The following is a 12548-nucleotide window of genomic DNA, read 5'->3' as shown; positions in this document are numbered from 1 at the left end:
TCTCCCTCATTCCGTTGACCAGAGGCAGCGCACCGCCTCTGGTCCTGATCAAGATGCTCTTACAGCGAGCCTGCGACCGAGTCGGTCGTCGGACGCCATGCATCCATGAGGACCTTCATGTGCTCGTGGGTTTCAGCACCATCCATGAACACGACATTCAGGTTCGCGTTCTTGACTTTTTCCTGCGTCGCAGGGTCGTCGATGGCGAATTTGAACGCCGCCGTCAGTTCGGCAACAACCTCGTCCGGCGTGTCTTTGGGGGCCAGCACGATGTAGGGCGCGGGCATGGCGACGAACTCGGTGTTCTGTTCGGCAAAAGACTTCATGTCGGGGGCCAGACCATCACGTTCTTCGGCCATGACGCCGATGGCGCTCATGGTGTCGAGGTTGGCCAGATAGTGGTGCGTGCCAACCACGCCAAAGGCCACCTGATCGCCGATGATCGCAGCACGGGCCGGGGCACCGCCCGCAAAGGGCACGTCCTGCACCTTGTCCTGCAGACCGTTGGCCAGCAGCCAGCTGGTCATGGCGACATCGGTGATCGACCCCTTGCCGGTATGGGCCCAGCGAAGCTGCTCGCCCGCTGCATCCGCATCCAGAATGGCTTGTTTCAGATCGGCAACCGAGTTCAGGTTGCGCGCCTTGGGCGCAACAACGGCCAGGTTCGCCACGGCGACATGGGCCACCGGTTTGAAGTCGTTCAGAACATCAACGCCGGTTTCCTTGACCATGGTCGCGATCATGGCCGAGCCCGAGATCATCACGACCGTCTGGCCGTCAGCCTTTGCAGGTTTGGTGTATTTCAGGCCAATCAACTGGCCCGCGCCCGGACGGTTTGCAACGACGATGGGCTGGTCGTCCAGCGCTTCGGTCAGCGCCGGCGCGAAGATGCGGGACAATGTGTCAAGCCCGCCACCGGGTTTCGCGCCCACAACGATTGTGACTGGCCCGTTCGGAAAGTTGTCGGCTGCGGTTGCGGCGCCGGCCATCGCGGCCAGCGCGATCGTCGCGCTTGCGGCTACGCTTTTAAGTGTTCTGTACATGGTGTTCTCCCTTGATTGGTACGCGCAGATTTGAGGTTGAAGTAAGCATCCACAAAGCGGGTCAGCTTATGCAGGATGTCGTCGAAGAAGATCTTGCCTGCTTCGGCACGGAACGGCACATTTTCGCCGTTGATTTTTGCGTCTTCGCTGATGTCCTCAGCATAAACGGGTAGGTTTACATCCAGATCCTCGAACTTGCCCTGATGCATCGAGACAAGGGGGATACCGTTCATCTCGCCCTTGCCCTCACGATACACATCCTGTTGCGGGGGGCAGTCATCGGGGAACAGATACCGGCTGAGCGAGCCCATCGGCTCGGTTCCGTGGCCTTTGGCGCGAATGCCGAACTCGGGCTGCGCGCGGTTCCACACGTCGTCGTCGAACTTGCCCCAGACATTGACCGACGGAATGATGATGCCGTGCTTGGCGCGCGCCAGCCGAAGCTGATTGGCGATGATCCCGGAATTGCCGCCATGCCCGTTCAGGACAAGGATATTGCGAACGCCGTCCCGAATGAGGCCCTCTACGATCTCCGAGAAGACCGCCGCAAATGTCTCGGCCGACAGGGCGATGCCTGCAGGGGCGTTCTGAAAGTAAGTGGCATGGCCAAAGGGCAGCGTCGGCACGGCGACGCAACCTGTCGCTTCGGCCAGACGTTTCGCGACCACATCGACCAGCCGGTAATCCCCCATGGGCGTATAGCACCCGTGCGGTTCGGTCGACCCCACCGGGATCAGAAAGGGCGTGTCGGCGGCAACAGCCGCGCGGGCGTTCAAGATGGTGGTTGCGGCAAGCTGGGTCATTGCGCTGTCTCCATGGTCACGGCGTATTGCGCGACCAGATCATCGGCACCGGACAAGGCACCGAGCGTGGCCCCGGCCTTCATCTCAGCACGGCGCTGGGTGCTGGTGTTCTCTTTCGCCGCCGCAGCCTTGGCGAGCTCTGCGGCTTGAGCGCGAGGGATGCAGATCACGCCGCTCTCGTCGGCCATGATCAGATCGCCCGCATGAACCACAACGCCGCCGCAGTTGACGGGCAGGTTCAGGCTGCCAGCTGGGCCGGTCCGACGCGTGGTGATAGGCGAAACACCGTGGGACCACACCGGAAAATCATGTTCGCGGATCTCGTCGGGATCGCAGATCGGACCATCGACAATGGCACCGATCGCACCCGCCTGTACCAACCCAAAAGCAACATTGCCGCCAAGGCAGGCCAGACGGCTATCCCCTGCCCGATCAATCACGACGATATCGCCGGGGCGCACCCTCCCCGACGCATAGTGCAACAGCGTCGAATCCGGCGTCGGCAAACGCAGCGTTACGGCTGTTCCCATGATGCGCTTGTCGGACTGGCGCGGGGTGATGCGGTGATGATCCAGAAAGCCGGTCCAGGTCAGATGACCGACCGTTGCGACCGAAACACCCGACAGCATCGACAAGATATCGCCGTCGATCTGGTCCGGCATGGGGGTTATGTCGTAGTGGCCAGTCATATGTTCGAACATTTTTTTTATTTCGATGATTACAGGATTTGTATCAGAAGCATAATTTTCGGTCAATAATTTCAAATTCGACTATTTTCTGATGCCCGATCGCATGTTAAACATGAATAATGCGCACGGAAATTTTGCCCACCTCGGCGGCCTCGACCGCCAAAGAGCCCATAACGAACCGAATCTACGATTCGATTCTCGAGGACATTCGGTCGGGCAAGCTGGAACCGGGGCAAAAGCTGAAGGTGCGTGAGCTGACATCCGAGTATGGCGGCTCGACCGGGTCCTGCCGCGAAGTCCTGAACCGGCTTGCGGGTGAACGCTTTGTGCAAACCAAAGGCATGACCGGTTTCAGCGTCCGCGATCTGTCATCCGAGGATCTGGTCGAAGTGCTCGATTTAAGGGACCAGCTGGAAACGCAGGCCTTTATCAAGGCGATCCAGCATGGAGATACCGAATGGGAAGAACGCATGGTTCTGGCGTTTCACCGGCTGGAACGCGAGCGCGCGCGGGAAGGAACCTCGCTGATCGAACGGGAATATTTCCACCGGGAATTCCATCTGGCCCTGATCGGCGCCCATACCTCGGAATGGCATCAGTTCTTTATCCGCACACTCAGCCTGCATTCCGAACGATACCGCCGGATTCTGCTGCCCAAGAGGATCTTCGAACCAGAATACGTCCAGTTGGTTGATGAAGAACACGCGCTGATCATGGGTCTGGCGATGGAACGCCGCGCCGAAGAAGCGGCGGCAGCCCTGAAGAAACACCGGTCGAGATCCCGGACCGATCTGCTTATCGCACTGGAACGTCGCTAGCCAGTAACCAGAGCAGCCACCACATAAAGTGAAACCGAAAACATGACTCTGCCACGGATTGCCCTGATCCATTTCCACCTGGAAAGCAATCGCGCTGCTCCAATAACGGCGCGCGCGGATTTTGCCGCCCAACGCCTGGTCATCGGCGAAGACTTTGCCCGGGACCTGAAAGAAAGACCCGAGTTGGCCTCAGCAGGCACAAGAGGGTTCAGAGAGAGCTTTGGCAATTTCGAACCCGTGCCGGTCTTCGCGGCCTTTGCGGGCGCGGGCGGCATGATGGAAGGCCCCTTCTTCGACGACCTTTTGCAGGAGGTTCGGGATCGGCTTCCGGCGGATGTGGATGGCGTCTATCTGGATGCGCATGGGGCCTGCATCGCAACCAATGACGAAGACCCGGATGGGACCCTGATTGCCCTGATCCGTAGCATCGTAGGGCCGGACACTCCACTTGTGGTCACGTTGGACTTACATGCCCATGTCAGCCCGGCCATGATTGCTGGCGCGGATTTTATTGCCGCCTATCGAACCAATCCGCATGTGGACCAGTTTGAACGGGGACAGGAAGCCGCCGCCGCGATGAAACGGCTTCTGAACGGAGAGCAGACAGGACGCGCACTGGTCCGCTTGCCGTTCATTCCGCCCTCGACCACTCTGGATACGACTGGCGGACCATACGGCCGCTTGATGAATTTCGCCGTTTCGCAAGCGACCGGTCCGATCTGGAACGTTTCGCTGTGCGCTGGCTTTTCTGTCGGCGATTCCTCGAAAGCTGGCGTGAACGTGACTGTCTCGGCGGACAACTCCACATCAGCGCTTGAAACGGCACGCACCATTGCACAGGCGTTTTGGGATGCACGAGGTGAATTTCAAATTGACCTCACCTCGATACCGGATGCCGTCAGGTACATGTCGGACGCAAGCACCTCTCGCATTTTTGCGGACGTCGCAGACAATCCGGGCGGTGGAGGGCGTGGCAACACGCTGGCCATTCTGCAAGCCATGCTCGAAGCAGGCGTCGAAAACGCCTTGGTCGGAATGCTTTTTGATCCCGAACTCGCCGCAGAAGCTGTTAAACTTGGCGAGGGCGCAATCTTTCGGGCTGAATTCAACCGCTCTGAAATCGACCCCCAGTCCGGGCGTCATGTGGCCGAGGTCGAGGTCGTAAAATTGGCCGATGGCCCAGTAAATTGCCGACGCGGCCTTTACGCGGGCGGCCAGCAAGACCTTGGCCAATGCGCGCTTCTGAGGTGCGAGGGCGTTTTGATCATCGTTTCCAGCATTCGTCGCCAGCTATGCGAGCCTGCCTTCATAGAGCGATTTGGATTGGACATCGCGGAATTCAACGCAATCGTCGTTAAATCCCGCGGCCATTTCAGAGCGGGGTTCGACGAGTTTTTCCCACCTGACCGCGTTGTCGAAATCGACGGTCCGGGCCTGACCTCTCCCGAATTGTCGCGAATAGATTTCAAAAAAACACCGCGCCCAATTCACCCCATTGATACAGGTGTGAACTGGTCAGCCGACACTGAGGGGGTCGTGGAAGGCGTTCAATAAAGGCGCGCTGGCCCGTTGGACAAGCCTCGGATTTAGCCGCTTCGGCCGTTGGTTCCGTTGCAGATCCCTTTGAAAGCAGAATTACGTGTGGGCCTTGACTGCAAGTTGGACAAATTGCTCGAACGGGCTGCGGCCGGTGCGTGAACCGAGTTTTCCGGATCACGTTGATCAATTCGATGCAGACGAGATCAGTTACAATTCAAACGGGTGCCTAAGACCAAACATGGACCTGATCCGCCATTAGATGAACTGGTATTCTTCGCTGCCAAAGGCTGCGTCACAAGCCCGCCTTTCCCTGTCTAGCTCATGATTCTGCTGCCCTTAGCACAGCCGTCTTACCTGCCAGCACCTCTCTCACCCGGCGCTGACGTTACGGTCCAAATCATTGAATCCTAAAATATTGAGCAAAAATGCGAATTTATTTTTTGACGTAAATCAAAGTGCTTACAGGGTTTCAAAAATTTTCAGGCCAACGTGTCGGAGATTTACAGAATTTGATTTACCTCAAAGAATCTCTTTCTCTTCCGGCCTATCAGGGCGGCGACCTGCCAACGCTGTGGCCGACATGAGTCGCAGCATAGCATCTCTCAAAAAATCGCTAATCTCTCAGAGGGGGGCTCGATATGAAGCTCAAATTCCCTAGCGCATACACTATTCTGTTTGCCCTGATCGCCGTGGTCGCGCTGGCCACTTGGATTGTTCCGGCAGGACAGTATGACAGAGTTCTGAATGAAGATCTGGGCCGGGATGTTCCGGTTCCGGGCACATATTCGGTGGTCGAATCTACACCTCAGGGCATCTATGACGTTCTGATGGCGCCGATCGCCGGGTTCTACAACCCAGCCAGCTACGAAGCGGGTGCCATCGACATCGCGCTGTTCGTGCTGGTCATCGGCGGCTTCCTGGGTGTCGTCACCAAAACCGGCGCGATTGACGCAGGTATCGCCAGCGCCATGGCCAAGATGAAAGGCCGTGAAAAGTGGATGATCCCGATCCTGATGGCGATGTTCGCCGCAGGCGGCACCATCTACGGCATGGCCGAAGAATCGCTGGCCTTCTATGCGCTGGTCATTCCGGTGATGATCGCGGCACGCTATGACGCGCTGACCGGGGTCGCCATTATCATGCTGGGCGCGGGCATCGGGACATTGGGGTCCACAATCAACCCCTTCGCCACCGTTATCGCATCGAACGCCGCCGAAGTGCCGTTCACCAGCGGTATCCTGTTGCGCTTTGCCATCCTGATCGTCGGCTGGCTGGCCTGCGTGTTCTACGTGATGCGATATGCGGAACGTGTTCGCGCCAATCCAGACCTGTCGATCGTAGCGGACCGACGAGAATCGAACGAGGCGCACTTCCTGACCGGCGGCAAAGATGCCGATGGTCCGGTTGAATTCACCGGCAAGCAGAAAATCATCCTGACGATCTTTGCCGCCAGCTTTGGCGTCATGATCTGGGGTGTGTCTGTCGGTGGCTGGTGGATGGCCGAGATGTCGGCTCTGTTCATCGCGGCCTCGCTAGTGGTCGGCGTCATCGACTGGATGGGCGAGGAAGAGTTCACCTCAACCTTCGTCGACGGTGCGCGCGACCTGTTGGGCGTGGCACTGGTGATCGGTATCGCCCGCGGTATCGTCGTGGTGATGGACGCAGGCAACATGACCGACACCGTTCTGTACTGGGCTGAAGGCGCAGTGAACGGTCTTGGCAAGGTGGCCTTCATCAACACCATGTTCGGTCTGCAGGCCGTGCTGTCGTTCCTCGTGCCGTCCTCTTCGGGTCTGGCCGTTCTGACCATGCCGATCATGGCACCGCTGGCGGACTTCTCGAACGTCGGTCGTGACCTGGTCGTCACCGCCTATCAGTCCGCTTCGGGTCTGGTGAACCTCGTGACTCCGACCTCGGCCGTTGTCATGGGTGGTCTGGCCCTGGGTCGCGTGCCCTATCAGCGCTGGCTCAAGTTCGTCTGGCCGCTGCTGATTATCGTGACCATCATCATCGTCATCGGCCTCAGCGCCGCAGCAATGGTGTGATCCGATGAGTGCCGCTGTCACCTCCAATGGCATGAATGCCCGCCAGCCGTCCCTCGGCTTGTGGATGTGCACGGCACTCGTTGTCGGCAACATGATCGGGTCCGGCATCTTTCTGCTGCCTTCGGCACTGGCAGAGTTCGGTCCCATCTCACTCGTGGGCTGGATCGTGACCGCCATCGGCGCGGTCACGCTGGCCCTGATCTTCGGGCGGCTCGCTGTGCTCAGCCCGAAAACCGGTGGCCCCTATGCATATGCACGAGAAGGCTTCGGCGATTTCGCCGGGTTCCTGATCGCTTGGGGCTACTGGATTGCTCTGTGGTCGGGCAATGCGGCGGTGGCCGTCGCCTTTGCCAGCTACCTGAGCTTTATGGTTCCGGCCATCGGCGAGAGCCATCTGGCCGGTCTGGCCACATCGCTCGGCGCCATATGGCTGCTGACATGGATGAACATCCGTGGTGTGCAAGAGGCAGGTCTGATTCAACTTGTCACAACACTGATGAAACTCCTGCCTATAGTCGCGCTTATCGTGTTGGGCATCGCTTATATCGACAGTGCGAATTTCACTCCGGTCAACACCAGCGGCCAAGGCTCTATTTCTGCCATCGCGGCCTGTGCCGCCCTGACATTGTGGGCCTTTATCGGACTGGAATCCGCCACCGTGCCTGCGGGCGAGGTGGCCGAACCGGAAAAGACCATCCCGCGGGCAACAATTCTTGGGGCCTGCATCGCGGCGGCGGTCTATATCGGCGTGACCATCGTGGCGCTGGGTGTTCTGCCCGCGTCCGATCTGGCTGGCAGCAACGCGCCGCTGGCCCTGGTCGCCGAAAGCATGTGGGGGCTGACGGGCGCAGGCTTTATCGCGCTTGGTGCCTGTGTCTCTACATTCGGAACACTGAACGGGTTCACCATGATCTCGGGTCAGGTTCCCTTGGGGGCTGCTCGCGACGGGCTGTTCCCGCGCCGGTTCGCGCAACTGTCGCGCACTGGCACCCCTGCATTCGGACTGATCGTGTCCAGCCTTATGGCCAGCGGTCTGATCCTGATGAACTACACCGAAAGCCTGTCCGAGCAGTTTGAGTTCATCATCCTGCTGGCCACGCTTTCAACCCTGTTTCCCTACCTTGTCTGCTCGTTGGCAGAACTGATGATCAACGCGATGACAGGTCGGAAAATTGAAAAGACGCAGTCTTTCAAAGTCATAGCACTGGCTACCATCGGGTTCTTCTACTCGCTCTGGGCCATCTACGGAACCGGCGCAGAGGTCGTGTTCTGGGGGTTCCTGCTGCTTACGGCAGGCCTGCCGATCTACGTTTGGCAACGGTGTTCTGACATCTCAAACAACCTTAAAAGGAACTGAAAAATGAACGGATTTGGTGCTTATTCCGAAGTCGGAAAACTCCGAAAAGTTCTGGTCTGCGAGCCTGGTCTTGCCCATTCGCGATTGACGCCGGGGAACGCTTCCGAGCTTCTCTATGATGACGTCCTTTGGGTCCACAAGGCTCGCACCGATCACGCCGATTTCCGCATGAAAATGGAAGAACGCGGAATCGAGGTGCTTGAATTCCAGAGCCTGCTGAAAACAACTGTCCGCGATCCCGAAGCTCGCAAGTGGATTCTGGACCGCCGTATCACCAACGACCAGGTTGGCGTTGGAATGCTGGCCGATCTGCGCTCGTGGCTGGACGAGCTTCCCGCCGATGCGCTGGCCACCTTCCTGATCGGCGGTATCGCCGTCGAAGACCTGCCTTTCTCGCCCAGCGGCATGTTCGGTAACTACCTTGGCCAGCACGGCTTTATCATTCCGCCGCTGCCCAACACCCAGTTCACCCGTGACAACAGCTGCTGGATTTACGGCGGCGTCACGCTGAACCCGATGTACTGGCCCGCCCGCAAGCCTGAAACGCTGCTGGTGACCGCGATCTACAAATTCCATCCCGATTTCAAGGATGCCGATTTCGAGATCTGGTGGGGCGATCCCGACACCGACCATGGCCCGGCCACCGTCGAAGGCGGCGATGTCATGCCCTGGGGCAACAAATCGGTCCTGATCGGCATGGGCGAACGCACCACACCGCAAGCGGTCGGTCAGGTTGCCAAGGCCCTGTTCGCCAAAGGCGCGGCAGAACGCGTCGTGGCCTGCCAGATGCCCAAGACCCGCGCCGCGATGCACCTGGACACCGTGTTCAGCCAGTGCGACCGCGACATCGCAACCGCCTTTGTCGAAGTCTGCGACGAGGTCGAATGCTACAGCCTGCGTCCCGGCAACAAAGAAGGCTCTATCGATTTCCGCAAGGAAAGCGGCCACCTGTTTGACGTTGCCGCCGACGCGGCTGGCATCAAGAAGTTCCACATCGTCCAGACCGGCGGTGACAGCTTCAACCAGGAACGCGAACAGTGGGATGACGGCAACAACGTCGTGGCGCTGGAGCCGGGCGTTGTCGTGGCCTACGACCGCAACACCTATACCAACACCTTGCTGCGTAAGGCAGGGATCGAAGTCATCACCATCTCGGGTTCGGAACTGGGCCGCGGGCGCGGCGGCGGTCACTGCATGACCTGCCCCATCTCGCGCGATCCGCTCGACTGAACCCACACTCACACATAAGGAAACATCACAATGGCTTTCAATCTCAAAGGACGTAGCTTCCTCAAACTGCTCGACTTCGAACAACGCGAAATCCGCTACCTGCTGGACCTGTCGCGCGACCTCAAACGGGCCAAATATGCCGGTTCGGAAATCCAGCACCTGCAGGGCAAGAACATCTGCCTGATCTTTGAAAAAACCTCGACTCGTACCATGTGCGCCTTCGAAGTGGCGGCCATGGACCAAGGTGCCGGTGTCACCTATCTGGGCCCGCAAGGGTCGCAGATCGGTCACAAGGAAAGCATGAAGGACACCGCACGCGTTCTGGGTCGCATGTTCGACGCCATCGAATATCGCGGCTTCGGCCAGGAGCTGGTGCAGACCCTGTCCGACTATGCCGGTGTGCCGGTCTATAACGGTCTGACCGACGAGTTCCACCCGACCCAGATGCTGGCCGACCTGCTGACCATGCAGGAATACGGCGAAAAGCCGCTGCATGACATCAAGTATGCCTATGTGGGCGACGCGCGCTCGAACATGGGTCACTCGCTGATGATCGCAGGCTGCCTGATGGGCATGGACGTGCGCATCGCTGCCCCGAAAGAGCTGTGGCCCGCTGACGAGTTCCGCGGCCCCGCCGAGGAACTGGCCAAGCGTTACGGTGGCAAGCTGACCATCACCGAAGACCCCAAAGCCGCTGTGGACGGTGTCGACTTCATCCACACCGACGTTTGGGTGTCGATGGGCGAGGCCGCCGAGGTCTGGGAAAGCCGCATCAAGCAGCTGAGCCCCTATCAGGTGAACGCGGAACTGATGGCTGCGGCCAACAACCCCAACGTCAAGTTCATGCACTGCCTGCCCGCCTTCCACAACACCGAAACCAAGGTCGGCAAAGAGATCGCCGAACAGTTTGGCATCTCGGAAATGGAAGTCACCGAGGAAGTCTTCGAAAGCCCCGCCGGCGTTCAGTTCGAACAGGCGGAAAACCGGATGCACACCATCAAGGCGGTTCTTGTCGCCACATTGGGGAGCTAAGTAAATGCGTGTTGTCACCGCTCTTGGTGGCAACGCCCTGTTGCGCCGCGGTCAGGCTCTGACCGCGGAAAACCAGCGGGAAAACACCGCTGTTGCTGCAGAAGCGTTGTCGAAAATCGCTGTGGATCATGAACTTGTCGTGACCCATGGCAACGGCCCTCAGGTCGGGCTGCTGGCCCTTCAGGGCAATGCGTATAACCCCGATGAGGTGTATCCTCTGGACGTTCTGGGCGCTGAAACCGAAGGCATGATCGGCTATATGATCGAGCAGGAGCTGGGAAACCTGCTGCCGCCCGAAACGCCGCTGGCCACGATCCTGACCATGATCGAGGTCGATGCTGAAGACCCGGCTTTTTCCGATCCGACCAAATTCATCGGTCCGGTCTACGAAAAGGAAGAAGCCGAGCGTCTGGCCGCCGAAAAAGGCTGGATCATCAAGGCCGACGGCGACAAATGGCGCCGGGTTGTGGCCTCGCCGATGCCCAAGCGGATCTTCCAGATCCGGCCTATCAAGTGGCTGGTCGAGAAGAACACCGTGGTCATCTGTGCAGGCGGCGGCGGCATTCCGACCTCGTACGGTACGGATGGCGCATTGCACGGGGTCGAAGCCGTGATCGACAAGGACCTGGCGACCGAGTTGCTGGCCCGTGAGGTCGATGCCGACGTGTTCGTGGCCGCCACCGACGCCGATGCGGTCTATCTGGATTGGAGCACCCCGAACCAGCGCGCGATCCGAAAAGCCTCGCCCGAGATGATCGAGCAATACGACTTTGCCGCCGGCTCGATGGGTCCCAAGGTCGAGGCCGCCTGCCAGTTCGCAAAATCCACTGGCAAAGCCGCCGCCATCGGCGCGCTGGCCGATCTGGAAGGCATCGTCGCAGGCACCAAAGGCACCACGATCTCGACCGACTGCACCGAGATCGAGTTCCACTGAGGGAACCTTTGAAAGCAACCCCGGCTGTATTCCAGCCGGGGTTTTTTTGTGCCTGACGTCAGGCGGCGGCTTTGTGGTTCAGTGGTGCTTACGGGCCCGTTTACCCATAGGTCCGGCTCACCCGGATCAAATGCGGGCAAGCAATGCCGGAAGTGTTGTCGACTTGATTGATGGAGGCACTGTTTCCGACAGAACTTCGTGCACGACCCAAAGCGCTGTAAAACGCTACTCCGATGCCAGGGCGATACTATCACACGGGCTGCCGCACTCGCGGATCACGTCGAACAAATCGTCAAGTTCGGGTTCCATTGCCGTCTCAACCGAGCCGTCCCGCAAACTGAGCGTCACTAGACGGCTGTGGGCTTGTATGGCCGAGACCACATCGCCGCTGTTGATCAGATCCACGGCCTGCTTCCATGACAGGGTAGTCACAGCCTGATCCGATTTGCTTGAACAGGCCCCCACGAGGCTGAGCGTTGATATCAGAAGGACATGTTTAAGCATCTTCGAACTCTCCAAATGGCACCAGAATCCCGGCGACACGGGCAATGGTCCTGATCTCGCCAAAGTGCAGGAACTGCGGGGCACCCAGCCGGATTTTGAAAAAAAGACCCACCCCCAACAGACCGTAAACAAGGACATAGTTCCATAGAATACCCTTCAGCCCATCAACAAAGAAATCCATCAACAGACCTCTAACACCAATTCCGCAGCGTATCCCCCTGGCCTAAAGCTGCTAGCCAATGGGCAGATTGGCCAAAATCTCTGCCTTGATGTGATCGAAGAAACCGCCGGTCGGTTCATGTCGATACAGCAGGATCGCACTATCCGCACAGCGCGATCTCTGGGTGACACGATCATCCTCATCATACTGGACCGAATAGGTTTTTCCTTCAAAGCTTCATCAAGTACGACCATGGCTCGGGTTGTCAAATCGCCATAGTCAACGAGCACGCCCATTTCGGTGTTGATGTTGACCGACCGGGGGTTCCAGTTGAACGACCCGACAAACAGGTATCGGTTGTCGATGGTATATGCCTTTTTATGCAAGCCCGCGC

Annotated in this window: 13 protein-coding genes; 7 read left to right on the top strand and 6 right to left on the bottom strand. The window is 58.7% G+C overall.

Going from position 1 to position 12548, the window contains the following annotated elements; all coding sequences use genetic code 11:
• Window positions 1-59: 59 nt before the first annotated feature.
• The 3 genes from ACR0JN_RS16860 to ACR0JN_RS16850 are packed head-to-tail and all read right to left on the bottom strand — an operon-like array spanning window position 60 to window position 2547.
• Window positions 60-1043, bottom strand: coding sequence for a tripartite tricarboxylate transporter substrate binding protein (locus ACR0JN_RS16860; protein ID WP_480816486.1), 984 nt, complete (start codon window positions 1041-1043; stop codon window positions 60-62).
• On the bottom strand, window positions 1019-1846 hold the full coding sequence (locus tag ACR0JN_RS16855; protein ID WP_480887357.1) for a creatininase family protein: 828 nt from the start codon (window positions 1844-1846) through the stop codon (window positions 1019-1021). Before ACR0JN_RS16855 ends, ACR0JN_RS16860 begins: the two co-directional genes overlap by 25 nt.
• Entirely contained in the window at window positions 1843-2547 is a 705-nt protein-coding gene (locus tag ACR0JN_RS16850; protein ID WP_480887355.1) for an RraA family protein, read from the bottom strand. The genes ACR0JN_RS16855 and ACR0JN_RS16850 overlap by 4 nt, the downstream gene beginning before the upstream one ends.
• Window positions 2548-2654: 107 nt before the next feature.
• Between ACR0JN_RS16850 and ACR0JN_RS16845 the strand changes: the two genes are divergently transcribed.
• The 7 genes from ACR0JN_RS16845 to arcC all read left to right on the top strand — a co-directional run bounded on the left by ACR0JN_RS16845 (window position 2655) and on the right by arcC (window position 11490).
• Window positions 2655-3353 (top strand): GntR family transcriptional regulator, encoded by a 699-nt coding sequence (locus tag ACR0JN_RS16845; RefSeq protein WP_480887353.1) that lies wholly within the window; start codon window positions 2655-2657, stop codon window positions 3351-3353.
• A 42-nt stretch (window positions 3354-3395) separates the two neighbouring features.
• A complete protein-coding gene (locus tag ACR0JN_RS16840) occupies window positions 3396-4907 on the top strand; it encodes a M81 family metallopeptidase (RefSeq protein WP_480887351.1) in 1512 nt (503 codons plus the stop codon).
• 623 nt (window positions 4908-5530) lie between these two features.
• Window positions 5531-6937, top strand: coding sequence for a YfcC family protein (locus ACR0JN_RS16835; protein WP_480887349.1), 1407 nt, complete (start codon window positions 5531-5533; stop codon window positions 6935-6937).
• 4 nt (window positions 6938-6941) lie between these two features.
• Complete coding sequence (locus tag ACR0JN_RS16830) at window positions 6942-8294, top strand: amino acid permease (protein WP_480887348.1); 1353 nt, start codon at window positions 6942-6944, stop codon at window positions 8292-8294.
• Between the two features lie 3 nt (window positions 8295-8297).
• Window positions 8298-9524 carry an arginine deiminase gene (locus ACR0JN_RS16825; protein WP_480887346.1) on the top strand — a complete coding sequence of 409 codons (1227 nt, stop codon included), beginning with the start codon at window positions 8298-8300 and terminating at the stop codon, window positions 9522-9524.
• Window positions 9525-9554: 30 nt separating this feature from the next.
• Window positions 9555-10556: an ornithine carbamoyltransferase gene (gene argF / locus ACR0JN_RS16820; protein ID WP_480816478.1), complete on the top strand. Its 1002-nt coding sequence runs from the start codon at window positions 9555-9557 to the stop codon at window positions 10554-10556.
• A gap of 4 nt (window positions 10557-10560) precedes the next feature.
• Window positions 10561-11490, top strand: a complete 930-nt coding sequence (gene arcC, locus ACR0JN_RS16815) for a carbamate kinase (RefSeq protein WP_480887344.1) — start codon at window positions 10561-10563, stop codon at window positions 11488-11490.
• Window positions 11491-11715: 225 nt separating this feature from the next.
• Here arcC and ACR0JN_RS16810 read toward each other — a convergent pair whose 3' ends face one another.
• Genes ACR0JN_RS16810 through ACR0JN_RS16800 form a run of 3 tightly spaced genes read right to left on the bottom strand, consistent with a single transcriptional unit; the run spans window position 11716 to window position 12540 of the window.
• Window positions 11716-11994, bottom strand: coding sequence for a hypothetical protein (locus ACR0JN_RS16810; RefSeq protein ID WP_480887343.1), 279 nt, complete (start codon window positions 11992-11994; stop codon window positions 11716-11718).
• Window positions 11987-12175, bottom strand: coding sequence for a hypothetical protein (locus tag ACR0JN_RS16805; RefSeq protein ID WP_480887340.1), 189 nt, complete (start codon window positions 12173-12175; stop codon window positions 11987-11989). Before ACR0JN_RS16805 ends, ACR0JN_RS16810 begins: the two co-directional genes overlap by 8 nt.
• Window positions 12175-12540, bottom strand: a complete 366-nt coding sequence (locus ACR0JN_RS16800; protein ID WP_480887338.1) for a phospholipase D-like domain-containing protein — start codon at window positions 12538-12540, stop codon at window positions 12175-12177. The genes ACR0JN_RS16805 and ACR0JN_RS16800 overlap by 1 nt, the downstream gene beginning before the upstream one ends.
• Window positions 12541-12548: the final 8 nt, after the last annotated feature.

The organism is Ruegeria sp. G12 (assembly GCF_056533565.1).
Note: the sequence above shows the minus strand (reverse complement) of the source record. Positions and strands in the feature narration are given on the sequence as shown.